Raw genomic sequence first — 16203 nt, 5'->3', positions numbered from 1 at the left:
TGCCATGACACAGACCACACCCACCGTTGGACGCACCGGAGTCAGCTGGCTGCTCATCGTGCCCGCCATGGCGCTGATGGTGATCGTGCTGTTCGTGCCGCTGAGCGCGAGCTTCTACCGAAGCATCAGCACGCCCACCTGGACCCTCGAGCACTACGTCGCACTCTTCACCGACGGCGTCACGCTGACGGTCCTCGGCCGCACCGTGATGACGGCGGCGATCGTGACCGTGTCCGCCTTCCTCATCGGCTACCCCTACGCGTACCTCATGAGCCGCGTCGGCCCTCGTGCCCGCTCGCTGCTGCTGGTCGCGGTACTGGTGCCGTTCTGGACGTCGGTGATGGCGCGGAACTTCGCGTGGATCATCATCCTGCAGCGCGGCGGCCCGGTCGACTCGTTCTTCTCCTTCTTCGGGATCGACGGCGTCGTGCTCTACGGATCGGTGTGGGGTGTCACGGTCGCCATGACGCAGGTGCTCATCCCGTTCATGATCCTCCCGCTGTACAGCAGTCTCGGAGCCATCGATCGCCGCCTGCTGCTGGCCGCGCAGGGGCTGGGGTCGTCTCCTGTCCGGGCGTTCTGGCGGGTGTACTGGCCGCTGTCACGGGCGGGCGCGATGTCGGGCATCATCCTGGTGTTCACGCTGAGCCTCGGCTTCTACGTGACTCCCGCGCTGCTGGGCAGCCCGCAGCAGTCGCTGGTCGCACAGCTGCTCGGCCAGCGCACGACACAGCTCCTCGACTTCGCCGGCGCCGGTGCGCTGGGGATGCTGGTGCTGGTCGCCACGCTCCTGCTCGTGGCCTGGGCCAACCGCATCGGAGGATCGGTGTCCGCCATCGGCGCGGTCGCCACGACCGGAACGAGGGGGCGCTGATGTCCGCGGTCATCGAGGTCGCTGCCGACCAGGCCCCGCCCGACTCGCCCGCGCCCTCGCGCCGCCGGCGACGCTCGCGCGGCATCGACCGTCCCCCCGTGTGGCAGGTCGTGCTCGGTGTGCTCATCGCCGGGTACCTCGTGCTTCCCGCGCTCATCGTGATCCCGATGAGCTTCGACGGCGGCATCACCTTCCAGTTCCCGCCCACGAAGCCCTCGCTGAGCCAGTACGTGACCTTCTTCACCGATCCGGTGTGGCTGACCTCGCTCGGCAACTCGCTGCTGGTCGCGGTCATCTCGGCCGCGGTGGCCACGTGCGTCGGGACCGCTGCCGCACTCGGGCTGCACCGCCTCGCCGGGCGGCTGGCGGGCTTGGCCCGTACGGTTCTGATGATCTCGCTGGTCACCCCTGCGATCGTGATCGCCGTCGCTGTGTACATCTCCTTCCTGCAGTGGCATCTGGTGGGCACGCTCCTGGGCTATGTGCTCGCACACGCTGCCATCGGGGTCCCGTTCGTGCTGGTGAGCGTCACCGCGGCGCTGAGCGGGTTCGACGCGCGGCTGCTGCGTGCGTCGGCATCCCTGGGCGCAGGCCCGACCAGGACGTTCCTGAGCGTGACTCTGCCGCTGATCAGCCGCGGGATCATCACCGGCGCGATCTTCGCGTTCGTGACGAGCTTCGACGAGGTGGTGATCGCGCTCTTCCTGCGGTCCCCGCTGTTCCAGACCCTGCCCGTGCAGATGTACAACAGCGTCACGGCAGAGATCGACCCCACCATCTCCGCCGCATCGAGCATCGTGATCGTCGTCGCCACGATCATCGTGCTCCTCCCCCAGCTGATCCGACGTCCCGCCGCGAGGAGGCCCCCGAAATGACCAGCACCGCGATCGACATCGCCGCCGAGGCATCCGAGAGCCGGGGGACCGGGATCACCCTCAGCGGCGTGACGAAGGACTTCGGTCTGGCCAAGCCCGCCGTCGACGACATCTCGCTCCGGATCGAGCCCGGCGAATTCATGACACTGCTCGGCCCCTCCGGATCCGGCAAGACCACGACACTGAATCTCATCGCAGGATTCGAATCGCTGACCTCGGGCACGATCGAGATCGACGGCGTGGATGTGGGCGCCCTTCCCGCCCACAAGCGGAACCTGGGCATGCTGTTCCAGAACTACGCGCTGTTCCCCCACATGACCGTGGCGCAGAACGTCGCCTACCCGCTGCGAGCGCGGCGGGTGGACAAGGAGACGATCCGCCGACTCGTGCGAGACGTGCTCGAACTCGTCCAGCTCACCGGTCGCGACGGCGACTATCCGGCGCAGCTGTCCGGCGGGCAGCAGCAGCGCGTGGCGCTGGCGCGCGCAGTCGTGTTCAACCCGAAGGCGCTCCTGCTCGACGAGCCGCTGAGCGCACTGGACCGCAACCTGCGTGCCGCACTGCAGGCCGAGATCCGGCGCATCCACCACGAGGTCGGCTCCACGTTCGTGTTCGTCACCCACGATCAGGAGGAGGCGATGAGCCTCTCCGACCGCATCGCGCTGTTCCGCGAGGGGCGCATCGAGCAGATCGGCTCGCCGCAGCAGCTGTACAGCGCCCCGGAGAGCCTGTTCACGGCGCGCTTCCTCGGGGACTCCAACGTCTTCGCCCTCGACGAGCCGCCGCGGTCGGGGACGGCGACATGGCAGGGGACGCGCTGGCGCGTGGATGCCGGCACGATCGCCGCGCACCCGGGGGTCCGCGAGCACGCCGCACTGGTCGTGCGACCGGAGGGACTCGGGATCGCGCAGAGCGCGACCGACGTGCCCGCCGGCATGAACTCGGTGCGCGGCCGCGTCCGCGACATCGAATACCTCGGCTCCTACCGCAGCGTGCAGCTGACCCTCGGGGCTGATGTGCCCGGTCGCGCCAAGATCGACCCGGTCGAGCAGAGCGTCGAGGTGGGCGACGACGTCGTCGTGTGGTGGCACCCCGAGCGGCAGCGTGTCGTGGCAGCCTGAGCGTTCACAAAACGAACGCGCTGTTCGACTTGCGGCACAGATTCTCGCCTGAAATAGCCGTCCGGGTCTTGTGCCCACGGCTCCTCGTGCGTTAGCGTTCGTATAACGACATTGTCGTTCACAATCCGAACATCCGGACACCGGTCCACGGACCCGAAGCAAAGGAAGAGACAATGGTGTCGACAGCACGGAAAGTCCTCGCCGGCCTCGGCGCGGTGACGATCGCCGGCCTTCTCGCGGCGTGCGCCGGAGGCACGCCGCCGGCCGCGAGCGGCAGCGGCGACGACGCAGCGCCCGAGACGCTCACCTTCGTCGGCTACGGCGGGGCGGGCCAGGATGCGATGATCGCCGCCTGGCAGGACCCCTTCACCGACGAGCATCCGAACATCACGTTCGTGAACACCTCGCCGCCCGACTTGTCCCAGGTGCAGGCGCAGGTGCAGGCGGGCGCCATCCAGTGGGATGTCGTGGCCGTCGCCGCGTTCGCCGCCCAGCAGAACTGCGGCACCCTGTTCGAGAAGCTCGACTTCTCCGACGTCGATGAGACCGACCTCGTCCCCGGCGCGGTCGGCGAGTGCTTCATGACCGGCTTCTACAACGCCACCCCGTTCGCCTACCGCACGGACGCGTTCCCCGACCCGGCCACCGCGCCGAAGACCATCGCCGACTTCTTCGACGTCGAGACCTACCCGGGTCAGCGCGGCGTGCTGACGAACCTGCAGAACGGCATCCTCGAGTACGGGCTCCTCGGCGACGGGGTCTCCCCCGACAGCCTCTACCCGCTCGACGTGCCGCGCTCGCTGGCGAAGTGGGACACGATCCGCGATGCCACCACGTTCGCGCCGAACGTCGGGGCGCTGCAGCAGGCCGTGGCATCCAACCAGGTCGACCTCTTCCTGCTGTCGGACTCGCGCCTGGTGCCGACGATGGACGAGGGCATGGACATCACCATCGTGTGGGATGAGACGGTCGTCACCCAGAGCGCGTTCGCGGTGCCGCTCGGATCGTCGCACAAGGAGACCGCACAGAGCTTCCTCGCGACGCTCCCCGGCCCCCAGCAGGTGAAGGTGATCACCGAGGCGCTGGGCACGGCGCCGGTGAACCTGGCCGCACCGCTGGACCTGAGCGAGAACGCGCAGAAGCTCGCCGTCTTCGACCCGAGCGTCAACACGGGCGGCACCATCGTGCAGGATCTCGACTGGTGGGCGACGAACTACAACGACGTCCAGGCCGAGGTGACGACGTGGCTGGCCGGCTGACATGACGCTGACCCGCTCGCTTCCGCGCTACCGAAGGACTCGGCCGATGCACCGCATGAAATACGATCAAGCGGTGGCCTCATCCAAGAGCGTTCCGGAGACCTCGAGCTTCGACATCCAGGCGGTGTCGCGCGTCGGGCAGATCCTCACGCTCTTCGGACCGGACACGGCAGAGCTGACCGCCGTCGAGGTGTCGGAGCGGATCGGTCTGAACCGGACCACCGCGTACCGCTACTGCACCTCGCTGGTCGCCGCCGGGATCCTCGAGCGTGGGGGCGAGCGGGGCACGTTCGCCCTCGGTCCTCTCCTCCTCCGCCTCGGAGTCCAGGCGATCGGACGGCGGCGCGTGGTGGAGATCGCACCGCCGTATCTCGCCCGACTGAGCACAGAGGCCCGCGCCACGGCCGTGCTGGCGCTGTGGGGCGCGACGGCTCCGATCGTGACGCTGGTCCACGAGGACACGAGCCGGACGGTCGTTCTCACCGTGCGCGCAGGGTCGCAGCTGGACGCCACCTCGTCGCAGATGCGGGTCTTCCTCGCCTACCATCCCGACCCGCACCTCCTCGAGCGCGTGGGCGCGACCCTGAGTGAGCCGCAGCGTGCGGAACTCGAGGCCGGCGTGTACCTGGCGCGACGCACCGGGTACAGCACCGTCACCCTGCCGGACGGCCTGTTCGCCGCGGCCGCGCCCGTGTTCGACGAGCACGGCATCTGCGCGACGATCGCCCTGCTGTCGGCCGATCAGTTCGGGCCTGCGTCGGAGACACCGGGCCTGGCTGCACTCCTGGAGGTGGCAGAGGCCATCACGGCTGCGCTCAGCGCCGGGCGTGGGGGGCACGACCTTGCCGACGTACAGTGAGCTCGCCGGCGCCGTCCCACCCTGGTCGAGCTGGAACGTCTTCGGGCCCGGCGACGAGCGGGGTACCGTCAACCGCCTGACCCCCGACCGCGTGGCCGCGGCTGCCGCCCTGGTCAAGACCGGAAGGCGGTTCGGGCTCGACTACCCGGTCGACGCGTTCGAGCCGTACCCGACCGGCACGCGCAGGCCGCTTCAGCATCACGTGTTCGCCAACAATCCGCTGCACCGCGACGACTGGCTGGACTCGTTCTACCTGCAGGCCAGCACTCAGATCGACGCGCTCCGCCACATCGGGCACCCGCAGCACGGGTTCTACGGCGGACTGAGCGCGGAGGACAACAATGCGGATTCCGCCGCGCTCGGGATCCACAACTGGGCGGACTCGGGCATCACCGGGCGCGGTGTGCTCCTGGACGTGCCGCGGTTCTTCGAGCGGGAGGGCCGCGATTACAGCACGGAGGCGACGATCCCGCTCGATGCCGACACCCTCGACGCCATCGCCGACTCGCAGCGGGTGGAGTGGCGCGGGGGCGACATCCTGCTGCTGCGCACAGCCTGGGCGGAGCGCTACCTGGCCAAGACGCCGGACCAGCGTCGCGCGACGCCGTGGCGGCTCTCGCCCGGGCTCGCGCAGCGCGAGAGCGTGCTGCGCTGGCTGTGGGATCGCGAGATCGCCATGGTCGCCGCGGACAACCTCGCGGTGGAGTGCGATCCGGTCATCGACAGCGACTTCCGCACCCCCCTCGACGAGCCGCCCGGCCGGGGGGTGGACCACTCCGGGATGCTGCACCGCCCCTTGATCGCCCTGCTCGGCATGGCGGTCGGAGAGCTGTTCCGGCTCGGCGAGCTCGCCGAGGACTGTGCCGCCGACGGCGTCTACGAGTTCTTCTTCACCGCCAAGCCGCTCTATGTGGTCGGCGGAGTCGGCTCGCCCGCCAACGCGATGGCGATCAAGTAGCCGCGACCGGCACCGACAGCTCGCCGCGGAGTGCGCGCTGCAGGATGCCGGCGAGCGTGGCCTCGGTCACGGGGATCGGCGCGATCCCGATCAGGCGCTGCTGGGCCAGCGCGTGCGTGACGAGCTCGGGCACGTCGGTCTCGCGCACCCCGATGTCGGCGAGCGTACGCGGCACGCCGATGGCCGCGGCGACAGCGGCGACCGTGCGCACCACATCCCGCGCCTGGTCCTGTTCGGTCGTCGCCGCGGAGCCGAGGGCCGCGGCCGCCTCCGCGAGGCGTCCCCGTGCCTGCGCGTCATGCAGACAGGCGTCGAGGACATACGGCAGCATCAGGCCGGTGCCCAGGCCGTGCGGCGTCTTGGTGAGCGTCCCGATGGGGTACTGCAGCGCATGCGAGAGGTGCGTGCCGGTGGACCCGAACGCGATTCCCGCCAGCAGGCTGCCCAGCGCCACGTTCTCCCGGGCGCGCCGGTCGGCGGGTTCGGCGACGGCCACCGGCAGCCAGGTGGCGAGCAGCCGCGCGGCCCGCAGCGCGGGCCCTTCGGCGAGCACGTTCCGCCCGGTGAACACCCGGCCGGGATCCGGCTCGAGCGGGGCGGCGGTGAACGACTCCAGTGCGTGGACGAGCGCGTCGATCCCTGCGAACGCGGTCACGCCGCGGGGTGCGCCGACGGTGAACTCGGGGTCGACGACGGCGACGTCCGGCACCAGGTGCGGGCTCGAAACGCCGACCTTCATCGCGCGGTCCGGATCCGACACCACCGCGACGGGCGTCACCTCCGAGCCCGTCCCCGCTGTCGTGGGCAGGGCGATCACGGGCATGACCGGACCGGGCACGATGCCCTCGCCGTAGTAGTCGGCCGGCGTGCCGCCGTGCACGGCGACCATGGCCGCGAGCTTCGCGGCGTCGATCACGCTGCCGCCGCCGATGGCGAGCACGACGTCGGCGCGTCGGGCGCGCTCAGCGAGAGCGGCGATCCCTGCGACCGGCAGCTCCGGCTGCACGTCGACGCATTCGTCCACCGCGCAGCCGCGTGCGGTCACCGATGCGAGCACGTCGCGCACCGGGGGAAGGTCGATCAGGAACGGATCGACCAGGGCGAGCACGCGTGAGCCGCGGGCTCGCACCAGATCGGCGGTGAGCTGCCTGCTGCCGTAGCCGAAGCGCACCTCGCGCGGGAGCCGCAGGGCACCCTGGGTCGTGGTCGGGTCGGGCATCTCTCCCCCTCGCAGTCTGCATTCCGATGCTTCCACCCGGGCTACGCTGAGCGCATGGTGCGTCCCGCTGACCCGGACACACGGTCGGCCGTGCGCCGTGTCGTGCAGCTGCTGGACGCGCTCGCGGCCGACGACGCCGAGCTCAGCATCCGGGACCTGGCAGAGCGCACCGGGATCCCCCGGTCGTCCGTCCATCGCTTCGTCGGCGAGCTCGTCGCGACCGGTCTCGCCGAGCGCGGGCCGGCCGGCGTGCGACTGGGCACCAAGCTCTTCGAGTACGGCGCCGCTGCCCCTACCTCGCGCACGCTGCGGGATGCGGCGGCACCGTTCCTGCACACCCTCTACGAGCTCACCTCGCTGACGGTGAACCTCGCGGTCCGCGACGGCGCCAGCATCCTCTATCTCGACAAGATCGCCGCGCGACGCACGCGTGTTCCGCACTCCCGCCCCGGCGGACGCGGAGCCGTTCACGCGACCGCACTGGGCAAGGTGCTCCTCGCGTTCTCGGGCACCGCCCCCACCGATCTCGCATTCGCCGACCGCGGCCTGCCGGCACTGACCGAGCACACCATCACCTCGGCGGCGCGCCTTTCCGCTGAGCTCGCGGCCGTGCGCCGCGCGGGCGTCGCCTACGACGTCGAGGAGTCGCACCAGGGACTCTTCTGCGTCGCCGCGCCGATCCGCGACCCCGCGGGCGCGGCCGTCGCGGCGGTCTCAGTCACCGGCGCGACGGCGCTGACCCAGGCCGAGCGCTACAGCACCACCGTGATGGCGACCGCCCGCGCGATCGAGCATGAGCTGACGCGACGTCGGCGACGCCGTCACCCGCGCCCGGCGACCCGCTCGTAGATCTCCAGCATCGCGGCGGTGCGCGAGGACTGGCGGAAAAGCTCCCGCACCTCGGGGTCGACGGCCGGAGGCGTCCCCGCCTCGATGTCGGCGGCGGCCTGCCGCAGCGTCTGCGCGAGCGCGGCGACGGACGCGTCCGGCACCTGCCACCAGCCCGAGCCCAGCTCGGCGGCGATGTCGGGGTCGGACATCACCGTCGGCGTCCCCAGCGACGCCGCCTCGAACGGCGTCATGCCCTGGGTCTCGAACCCGATCGAGGTCTGCACGAGCGCGTCGGCGTCCGCGATGAGCCGCAGCACGTCGGTGTACGGCATCCGGCCGCCGAAGACGATGGATGCCTGCGGCCGCCGCCGGCGGACGATCCGCTGCGCTGCGCGCAGCTGCCCTCCGCCGCCCAGCACGTGGACCTCGGCGTCGACGGCGGAGTCGGCGACGGCCTCGAGGAACGGGAGGAGGCGCTTCTCAGGACTCATCCTCCCCAGCCAGATGAATCGCGGCCGGCCGGGCCGGCGCGGGCGGCCGACCTCGGGCAGCAGCTCGTCGAGCACGTCGTCGTCGATGCCGTTCCAGACCACGTCGACCTGCGGGAACACCCGGTGCTGCTCGAGCCGGCGGGCGAAATGCGACGACGGCGCCGTGACGGCGGCCGCCCCCGCCGCCAGCCCGCGCAGATACGACCAGCCGTCCGGTGTCATCGCGGGGGTGCCGAGCACCCGGCGCTGCCACCCGTCGAGCAGGCGCAGGGTCGTGCGCGGGAAGGGCGAGACGGCGTGGATGCCGACCGAGACGCGATTGTGCATGGTGTGCACCACGGGCAGGCCGTGGCGACGCGCGAAGCGGTGGCCGATGAAGCCGCCCCAGAAGTCGGCCTGCACGTGCACGAGGTCCACCGGCGGCAGCGCAGCCATGCGGCGGTCGAGCCAGGCATCCGTCCGCCGCCCCGGCCACGTGAACGAGTACTCCCGATCCCAGGTGATGGGGATCGACGGCAGGTCGACGTACCCCGGGTCACGGCCCGCGGTGCGGGCGCGGGGTCCGTGCATCGCCGGGGCGACGACGGTGACGGTGTGGCCGGCGCGCTCGAGGTAGCGCTTCTGCAGCCGCATCGAGACCTGCGCGCCGCCGAAGGACTCGAGGTGCTGATCGCTGAAGAAGACGACGTGCACAGCGCTCAGGCGGGGATCGGCTCGCCGCGGTAGAGGGCCTCGAACGTGTCGAGGGTGCGGTCCATGTCGTGCACCTTCACCCCGTCGAGCGAAGCCTGCTGCATACGCAGCCGCTCTTCCGCCGTCTGGGTGAGCACGGTGGTGAGCTTCGCCGCGAGGTCGTCGACGTCTCCGGCGCGGAAGAGATAGCCGTTCTCGCCATCGTGGACGAGGTGGGGCAGCGCCATCGCGTCGGCGCCCACGATCGGAAGGCCCGACGCCATCGCCTCCATCGTCGCGATCGACTGCAGCTCGGCGATCGACGCGATGACGAACACGCTCGCCCGGGTCAGCAGCGCGCGCAGCTGCTCGTCGGTGGTGTGGCCGTGGAAGGTCACCCTCCCGTCGAGGCCGAGCTGCTCGGCGAGCTGCTCCAGCGCGCGGCGCTGGTCACCGGTGCCGACGACGTCGAAGGTCACCTCCAGTGCGGGGTCGAGCTTGGTCATCGCACGCAGCACCACATCGATCTGCTTCTCGGTGGTCAGCCGCCCGACGAAGACCAGCCGGTTCGCATCGCGCGGCGACAGGTCGGGCGTGTAATCGGACGCTCTGATGCCGCAGCTGACCGGGATGACCCCCTCGATGTCGATCGTCTGCTCGAGGAAGTCGGCGGCCTTGCGCGTCGGCGTGGTGACCGCGCGCGACATGTGCAGGGTGCGCGCCGCGTCGTCCCAGGCGAGCTTGACGAAGATCTTGTCCAGCAGGGGCGGCAGGGTCGTGAAGTCGAGGATGTTCTCGGCCATGACGTGGTTCGTGGCGATGACCGGGATGCCGCGCTTGCGCGCCTCGCGGGTCAGGCCGCGCCCGATGACGATGTGCGACTGGCTGTGCACGACATCCGGCTTCACGGTGTCGAGCACGGTGCGCGCATAGTGCTTCGACATCCACGGCAGGACGAACGTGAGCCAGTCGTGCGGCCGCCACCGCCAGGCCGGCAGCCGGTGCACGGTCATCGGCTGCCCCTCGACCACCTCGGTGAAGGTGCCGTGGTTGCCGTGTCCGGCACTGGGTGCGGACACATGCACGTCGTGGCCGCGCGCGACGAGACCGGCGGCGAGGCGCTCGGCGAAGCGGGCGGCTCCGTTGACGTGCGGTGTGAAGGTGTCGGCGGCGATGAGGATCGTCAGTGGGGACGACGAGGAGCGGTCGGTCGCAGGGGGAGTCACGGGGGTGGGGATGCCTCTCTCAGCGGCGTCCGCACGAGGGTCTGCGCGCGGGACACTCCACTTTACCCCGCGACACTCTCGGCGCCCTCGGAGGCGCTCGCGCATACGCTGGACCCATGCCGCGATTGACCGCCGACGCCGACCCCGAGCGCTGGGTTCCGGTCACCGGCTCGCTCGGATTCAAGGGCCGCCGGCACCGCAAGGCGGCCATCCGGATGCTGCTGGGTCAGGCGAGCCGCGCGATGGGCGGCGCCGACTCCAGCGGCGGCCGCCTCACCGCGTGGGCGTTCAGCCAGGCGACGCCGTTCCTCATCCGCAAGGCCGACGGCCGGGTCCTGGTATGGGTGTGGCGGGACGACCCCGAGCTGCTGGTCGTCATGGCCCAGGTCCAGGAGGCGACGCCACAGCTGCGCACCGCGCGCGCGATGATGCCGATCGAGTACGACGACACCGAGTCGTTCCCGAGCCCGCACCTGGGCGTCGGCGAGAAGCTCGCGATCCCGCTCCCGGACTCGTCGCGGCCCCCGTTCGCGACGTACACGTGGGACACCGGCACGCACTTCGTGACGGTCACCGCCGTCTGCTCCGACCGCGAGCGCTTCGGGACGGTCATCGGCGCGGTGGACGACCTCGCCCGCACGCTGCGGGTCGTCGACGACCTCGCCGTCGGCGAGTCGCCGCAGGTGCTGCGCATCGAGCCCTGAGGACGGATCACCCGCTGCGGATGGTGACGCCGGCCCGCGCACTCTGATGCAGTTCGATGCATGAGCAGGCTCGTGTCGGCGCGGGTGTCGCGCCGTGGGATCCGCGCCAACGCCCCGGTCGGTCTCGTCGCCCTCGTCGCCGCGACGGCGGTCGTGGCGATGTCCCTCTCACTCCCGGGTATGGCCGCCGGAGCCATCACGACGCCCGCTGCGACGGCCACCGCAGCGCCCTCGCCGACGGAGGGCACGGCCCCGACCGCCAGCCCCGCACCGCCACCGTCACCCACCAGCACCACCGAGCCCACGTCATCCAGCCCGGCTCCGAGCACCACCCCCTCGCCCACGCCCACCCCGTCCGCGAGCGCTCCCGCTGCCGTCCCTCCGGCTGCGACCAGCGCGACCATCGACGTCGCGATGCTCACGATCGCGGGCGTGACTCTCATCGGCGGCGCACTCCTGCTGTGGGTGCTGCTGCGCCGAAGTCGGCGGGAGTCCCGCGACAGCGCGCCCCCGACCGCCAAAGAGCCCCCGGCGGTCGTGTTGGACGCCATGGCGTCGCTGGGAGCGGAGATGATCGACTGCGGCTACCCCGTCGGTCCGACTCGATCCGCGCTCGACGAGATGGCGCGGAGCCACGGACTGAGCAGCGCACAGGCCGTCGTCTTCCCGACCTCGATCCTCGTGTCGTCGGGTGCGCAGGAATCCGTCCAGACGAGGGTCGTCACAGCGGGCGAGACTTCTGCGCTGCTGTATCAGGTCGATGCGATCGATCGCATCGCCGGAGTCGCTCGGCGCGGCATCGGCGCCGCATCCTGGGTGCTGGCGGCACTGGAGCACGTCCACACCATGCCTGCGCCGTTCTCGCGCGCGCAACGGGCCGGAGCATATGCGCTGCTGTCGGCAGCGTTGAGCGTGCTGCTCGGGTCGTCCTGGCCAGGCGTCGCGTTGGCCGCGATTCTCGGCACCGGGGTGGGGGTCCTTCTGCTCGGCTCCGAACGGCTGGACACCGTCCGCCGTGCGCTCATCGTGGTCACCGCGGCCCTCGGTGTCGCCATCGTCGTGCTCCTGGTCGCACGCTACGTCGATCCGGGCGTCCTTCCCGTGGCCGTCGCCCCACTCGTGATGCTGCTTCCTGGGGGACTGCTCACGATCGGAGTGATCGAGCTGGCAACCGGCGACATCATGTCCGGTGCCGCCCGTGTCGCGGCCGGCGCGATGCGGCTGCTGCTGCTGTCAGCGGGGCTCGTCGCCGCCGGCGCGCTCGTCGGCGTGCCGTCGGTGGCGACCAGCCATTGGCCCCTCGGCCCGGTCATGCCCTGGATCGCCGTCGCAGCGTTCGGAATCGGCATCGGCGTGTACCAGTGCGCCAGACCGATGTCGATCGGCTGGGTCATCGTCGTGCTGTACGTCGCCTACGCGGCGCAGGTGATCGGCGACGTGTTCTTCGACGGCGTGCTCTCCGCGCTCGTCGGCGCTGCCGCGATGACTCCGGTGGCGGTCGTCGTGGCGCGGCTGCGCACCGGACCCCCCGCCTTCGTGAGCTTCCTCCCCGCCTTCTGGCTTCTCGTGCCCGGTGCGCTCGGCCTCATCGGCGCCGCCGACATGTTCGAAGGCGACTCGTCGGGGATGGGAACCCTCGTCACCACGGTGGCGACGATGGTGTCAGTGGCACTGGGCGTGCTGATCGGAATGGCGGCGACCGGCTCCGTGCACGGCCTGCGGAACGCGCCGCCTGAGTCGTGGATGCGACGCGGGCTCGACGTTCAGCCGCGAGCGACCGAGCCGTGACCGCGGAGGAAGACCGCCAGTGCGAGGGCAAGATTCTCGATCTCACCCGAGTCGACGCTCTCATTGGGAGCGTGGATGAGCGCAAGGGGCTCTTCCACCCCCATCAGGATGATCTCCGCGTCCGGGTAGCTGTCGGCGAACACGTTGCACAGCGGAATCGAGCCGCCCTGGCCGAGCGTGGTCGCCGGCACCCCGTACGCTGTCTCCATCGCGTCCGCGAGGGCACGGAACGCGGGGCCTCCGGTGGCGGCGAGGAAGGGCTCTCCGACCGCCTCGGTCTCCACCTCGACGTGAGCACCCCAGGGGGCGTGAGCGCGCAGATGGGCTGCAAGCGCATCGTGTGCGGCGCGGGCGCTGGTTCCCGGCGGCACGCGCAGGTTCAGCCGCGCGGCGGCGCGCGGGGCGATGGATGCGGAGGAACCCACGACCGGCGGGCAGTCGATGCCGAGCACGGTCAGCGCCGGTCGCGCCCACAGCTCGTCTGCGACCGACCCGTCCCCGAGAAGGTCGACGCCGTCGAGCAGTCCGGCGTCGGCGCGGAATTGGTCGGCGTCGTACGGCTCGCCGGTCCAGACCTGGGTCCGCTCGAGGCCGTCGATCGTCGTTGCTCCGCGGGCGTCGCGCAGGGAGGCGAGCACCGCGATGAGCGCTGCGAGCGCATCGGGGGCGGGACCGCCGAACATCCCGGAGTGGATCTCGGACGAGAGTGTCTCCACCCGCACGACGGCGTTGGCGAACCCGCGGAGCGAGACGGTCGCCGCGGGCCTGCCGACGGCGGCGTTGCCGGTGTCGCAGACCAGGATCACATCCGCGCGCAGCACCTCCGGGTTCGCCTCGACGAAGCGCTCGAGACCCCCGGTGCCCTGCTCCTCGCTGCCCTCCACGACGAGCTTGAGGTTCACCGGGATGTGGTCGCCGAGCGCACGCAGTGCGAGCAGATGCATGATGATGTTGCCCTTGCAGTCGGCGGCGCCGCGCCCGGCCCAGCGACCGCCGGCATCCGTCAGCTCGAACGGCGGGGTGCGCCAGGCGGACTCGTCCAGCGGCGGCTGCACGTCGTAGTGGCCGTAGAGCAGAACGGTCGGTGCGTGCGGATCGGAGGCCGGCCGACTCCCGATGACCGCATCGCTGCCATCGGGCGTGCGCACCAGGCGAGCGTCGTCGAAGCCGAGGACGGCGAAGCGGCCGCGGACCCACTCCGCCGCCTTCGCGCACTCCTCGGGCGGAAACTGACGCGGGTCGGCGACCGATCGCAGCGCGACCAGCTCCGCAAGCTCATCGCGCGCGGCCGGCATCATGGCGCGGATGCGCTCGCGGATCCGCTCAGCCATCGGTCCGCGCTCTCACCGTGGTGAGGCTGTCGACGAACTGCCGGAAGCCCTCCGCCTGCTCCGGGCAGTAGGTCTCGATGATCAGGAGCTGCCCCTGCAGCAGGCGGGACTCGACGATGACGGGGCGTGTCCCCGGACCGCCGGCTCCGTTGGCCAGCCCCGCCAGCAGCGTGGCCCGCGACAGGGCCGCGTTGGGGTCGGCGCAGGTCGCGCCGCCGTCGTCTCCGAGCACCTCGGCGATCTGCTCTGCGCTGAGCGTGACGGAGATCCCGGCGTCCGAGAATGCGCTGAGCAGCTGCTCCGCCTTCTCGAGGTCCCCGGCCTCCTGCCTCCTGTCGATGAACAGGAGCGTCGCGATCACGCCGAGCACGATCAGCACGCCGACGACGACGGCGTAGATCACCGACCTCTCGCGCGGCGACTGGGATTCGCTGCTTGTGCTCACGATTCACCACCCTCCACGGATGCCTGCTGCTTCCATGACGGCTTGCGGAAGCGGTAGAAGAGGTACGGCACGAGCAGCCCCAGCCCGAGGGCGCCGCCGCCGACGATCAGGAGGTAGACCCACGGGCTCCCGCCGCCGAACTGCGATGGCGGCACGAAACCGACCAGCAGCGCTGCCAGGGATGCGGCGAACCCCACGCCGCACAGTCCCACGAGCATCGGCGCACGGAACCCGCGCGGGTGGTCGGGATGCAGCCGCCGCAGTCTCACGGCGGCGATGAACATCAGCAGGTACATGATGAGGTACACCTGCGTGGTGATCACCGAGAAGATCCAGTAGGCGCTGGAGACGTCCGGAATGAGCGCGTAGCCGAGGGCGATGATCGATGTCACGATGCCCTGCGTGACCAGGAGGTTCTGCTGCACGCCGTTCTTGTTGAGCTTCTGCAGGAATGGGGGCAGGTAGCCCTCTTCGCGCGAGATCATCAGCAGGCCCTTCGACGGGCCGGCGAGCCAGGTGAGCATGCCGCCCAGTGAGGCCGCCACGAGAAGGATGCCGAAGATCGGCGTCAGGAAGCTGACATCGAATGAGGCGAACACGGCCTCGAAGGCCTGCATGATCCCCGCCGTCAGCGAGATCTGCTCGGCGGGGACGATCCAGCTGATCGCCAGCGCCGGGAGGATGAAGATCAGCAGCACCAGCCCCATCGAAAGGAACATCGCCTTGGGATAGTCGCGGCCCGGGTTCTTCAGCGATGAGACATGCACCGCGTTCATCTCCATCCCGCTGTACGACAGGAAGTTGTTGACGATGAGCACCAGGCTCGCAAGGCCCGCCCACGCCGGCAGCAGGTTCGCAGCCGTCATCGGCGCGGCAGACTCGTTGCCCTGGCCCAGGAAGACGGCCCCGAGCAGGACCAGCACGGCACCGGGCACGAGCGTGCCGAGGATGAGACCCCAACTGGCCAGGCCCGCGACGCCCTTGGTGCCGCGCGACGAGATGAACACGCCCGACCAGTAGCAGACCATGATCACCAGCGCCGTCCACACGCCGTTCGACGCGAGGTCGGGATTGATGACGTAGGCGAGCGTCGAGGCGACGAAGCCGAGCAGGCTCGGGTAGTAGAAGATGGTCATCGCGAACTGGCACCAGATCGCAAGGAATCCCATCGGCTTGGAGATCCCCTCGGAAACCCACTTGTAGACGCCGCCCTTCCAGCCTGACGCGAGCTCGGCGGCCACCAGAGAGGTCGGGAGCAGGAACACGATCGCCGGGACGAGGTAGAGGAAGACCGACGCCAGCCCGTACACGGCCATCGTCGGCGCGGGCCGCAGGCTCGCGACCGAACTCGTGGTCATGAGCGCGAGCGCAACCCATGAGATCCACACGGGAGTGGGGATCTTCGCGGGTCCCGACCGCGTAGCCCCCCGCCCGGCCGTGGGTGACTTCGCATCGGTCACGGCCGGCCACCCCCCTGATCGGATGCGTGCACCATCACGACTCCCTCCGCTTGCGGGGAGCCTGGTGGCCCCCATCTGAAGATTGATCCT

General features: G+C 70.5%; 15 protein-coding genes. 9 read left to right on the top strand and 6 right to left on the bottom strand.

Annotated features, from left to right (window positions below):
• Positions 1-4: 4 nt before the first annotated feature.
• The 6 genes from ACIWQI_RS05710 (at position 5) to ACIWQI_RS05685 (ending at position 5946) form a co-directional block, all read left to right on the top strand.
• A complete protein-coding gene (locus ACIWQI_RS05710; protein WP_396656163.1) occupies positions 5-874 on the top strand; it encodes an ABC transporter permease in 870 nt (289 codons plus the stop codon).
• Entirely contained in the window at positions 874-1749 is an 876-nt protein-coding gene (locus ACIWQI_RS05705) for an ABC transporter permease (RefSeq protein ID WP_396656162.1), read from the top strand. Before ACIWQI_RS05710 ends, ACIWQI_RS05705 begins: the two co-directional genes overlap by 1 nt.
• A complete protein-coding gene (locus ACIWQI_RS05700) occupies positions 1746-2870 on the top strand; it encodes an ABC transporter ATP-binding protein (RefSeq protein ID WP_396656161.1) in 1125 nt (374 codons plus the stop codon). Before ACIWQI_RS05705 ends, ACIWQI_RS05700 begins: the two co-directional genes overlap by 4 nt.
• Positions 2871-3043: 173 nt before the next feature.
• Entirely contained in the window at positions 3044-4129 is a 1086-nt protein-coding gene (locus tag ACIWQI_RS05695; RefSeq protein ID WP_396656160.1) for an extracellular solute-binding protein, read from the top strand.
• Between the two features lie 73 nt (positions 4130-4202).
• Positions 4203-4988 carry an IclR family transcriptional regulator gene (locus ACIWQI_RS05690; RefSeq protein WP_396656159.1) on the top strand — a complete coding sequence of 262 codons (786 nt, stop codon included), beginning with the start codon at positions 4203-4205 and terminating at the stop codon, positions 4986-4988.
• Positions 4972-5946 carry a cyclase family protein gene (locus ACIWQI_RS05685; protein ID WP_396656158.1) on the top strand — a complete coding sequence of 325 codons (975 nt, stop codon included), beginning with the start codon at positions 4972-4974 and terminating at the stop codon, positions 5944-5946. The genes ACIWQI_RS05690 and ACIWQI_RS05685 overlap by 17 nt, the downstream gene beginning before the upstream one ends.
• Here ACIWQI_RS05685 and ACIWQI_RS05680 read toward each other — a convergent pair.
• Positions 5939-7165, bottom strand: a complete 1227-nt coding sequence (locus ACIWQI_RS05680; protein WP_396656157.1) for an iron-containing alcohol dehydrogenase — start codon at positions 7163-7165, stop codon at positions 5939-5941. The genes ACIWQI_RS05685 and ACIWQI_RS05680 overlap by 8 nt on opposite strands.
• Positions 7166-7219: 54 nt before the next feature.
• Here ACIWQI_RS05680 and ACIWQI_RS05675 point away from each other — a divergent pair, with 54 nt between their 5' ends.
• On the top strand, positions 7220-8014 hold the full coding sequence (locus ACIWQI_RS05675; RefSeq protein WP_396656156.1) for an IclR family transcriptional regulator: 795 nt from the start codon (positions 7220-7222) through the stop codon (positions 8012-8014).
• Here the strand turns inward: ACIWQI_RS05675 and ACIWQI_RS05670 are convergent.
• Positions 7987-9180, bottom strand: a complete 1194-nt coding sequence (locus ACIWQI_RS05670) for a glycosyltransferase family 4 protein (protein WP_396656155.1) — start codon at positions 9178-9180, stop codon at positions 7987-7989. The two genes, ACIWQI_RS05675 and ACIWQI_RS05670, sit on opposite strands and share 28 nt — an antisense overlap.
• A 5-nt stretch (positions 9181-9185) precedes the next feature.
• Complete coding sequence (locus ACIWQI_RS05665) at positions 9186-10385, bottom strand: glycosyltransferase (protein WP_396656154.1); 1200 nt, start codon at positions 10383-10385, stop codon at positions 9186-9188.
• Positions 10386-10501: 116 nt separating this feature from the next.
• Between ACIWQI_RS05665 and ACIWQI_RS05660 the strand changes: the two genes are divergently transcribed.
• The gene (locus tag ACIWQI_RS05660) at positions 10502-11089 is read left to right on the top strand and encodes a hypothetical protein (protein WP_396656153.1); all 588 of its coding nucleotides are present in this window, start codon (positions 10502-10504) and stop codon (positions 11087-11089) included.
• Between the two features lie 60 nt (positions 11090-11149).
• Positions 11150-12877, top strand: coding sequence for a threonine/serine exporter family protein (locus tag ACIWQI_RS05655; protein ID WP_396656152.1), 1728 nt, complete (start codon positions 11150-11152; stop codon positions 12875-12877).
• On the opposite strand, the gene ACIWQI_RS05650 is transcribed toward ACIWQI_RS05655, so the two are convergent.
• The 3 genes from ACIWQI_RS05650 to ACIWQI_RS05640 are packed head-to-tail and all read right to left on the bottom strand — an operon-like array spanning position 12853 to position 16041.
• Positions 12853-14208, bottom strand: coding sequence for a dipeptidase (locus ACIWQI_RS05650; protein WP_396656151.1), 1356 nt, complete (start codon positions 14206-14208; stop codon positions 12853-12855). The genes ACIWQI_RS05655 and ACIWQI_RS05650 overlap by 25 nt on opposite strands.
• Positions 14201-14653: a hypothetical protein gene (locus ACIWQI_RS05645; RefSeq protein ID WP_396656149.1), complete on the bottom strand. Its 453-nt coding sequence runs from the start codon at positions 14651-14653 to the stop codon at positions 14201-14203. Before ACIWQI_RS05645 ends, ACIWQI_RS05650 begins: the two co-directional genes overlap by 8 nt.
• On the bottom strand, positions 14650-16041 hold the full coding sequence (locus tag ACIWQI_RS05640) for an APC family permease (protein ID WP_396656148.1): 1392 nt from the start codon (positions 16039-16041) through the stop codon (positions 14650-14652). Before ACIWQI_RS05640 ends, ACIWQI_RS05645 begins: the two co-directional genes overlap by 4 nt.
• Positions 16042-16203: the final 162 nt, after the last annotated feature.

It is taken from the genome of Microbacterium sp. (assembly GCF_044508325.1).
GTDB lineage: Bacteria > Actinomycetota > Actinomycetes > Actinomycetales > Microbacteriaceae > Microbacterium.
This window is presented reverse-complemented; position numbering and strand designations above follow the sequence as displayed.

What these genes read in the sequence shown, in the direction of transcription:
- ACIWQI_RS05700 (WP_396656161.1), top strand. Translation starts at nt 1,746, where the DNA reads ATGACCAGCACCGCGATCGACATCGCCGCCGAGGCATCCGAGAGCCGG.
- ACIWQI_RS05680 (WP_396656157.1), bottom strand. Translation starts at nt 7,165, where the DNA reads ATGCCCGACCCGACCACGACCCAGGGTGCCCTGCGGCTCCCGCGCGAG.
- ACIWQI_RS05675 (WP_396656156.1), top strand. Translation starts at nt 7,220, where the DNA reads ATGGTGCGTCCCGCTGACCCGGACACACGGTCGGCCGTGCGCCGTGTC.
- ACIWQI_RS05695 (WP_396656160.1), top strand. Translation starts at nt 3,044, where the DNA reads ATGGTGTCGACAGCACGGAAAGTCCTCGCCGGCCTCGGCGCGGTGACG.
- ACIWQI_RS05710 (WP_396656163.1), top strand. Translation starts at nt 5, where the DNA reads ATGACACAGACCACACCCACCGTTGGACGCACCGGAGTCAGCTGGCTG.
- ACIWQI_RS05705 (WP_396656162.1), top strand. Translation starts at nt 874, where the DNA reads ATGTCCGCGGTCATCGAGGTCGCTGCCGACCAGGCCCCGCCCGACTCG.
- ACIWQI_RS05655 (WP_396656152.1), top strand. Translation starts at nt 11,150, where the DNA reads ATGAGCAGGCTCGTGTCGGCGCGGGTGTCGCGCCGTGGGATCCGCGCC.
- ACIWQI_RS05650 (WP_396656151.1), bottom strand. Translation starts at nt 14,208, where the DNA reads ATGGCTGAGCGGATCCGCGAGCGCATCCGCGCCATGATGCCGGCCGCG.
- ACIWQI_RS05660 (WP_396656153.1), top strand. Translation starts at nt 10,502, where the DNA reads ATGCCGCGATTGACCGCCGACGCCGACCCCGAGCGCTGGGTTCCGGTC.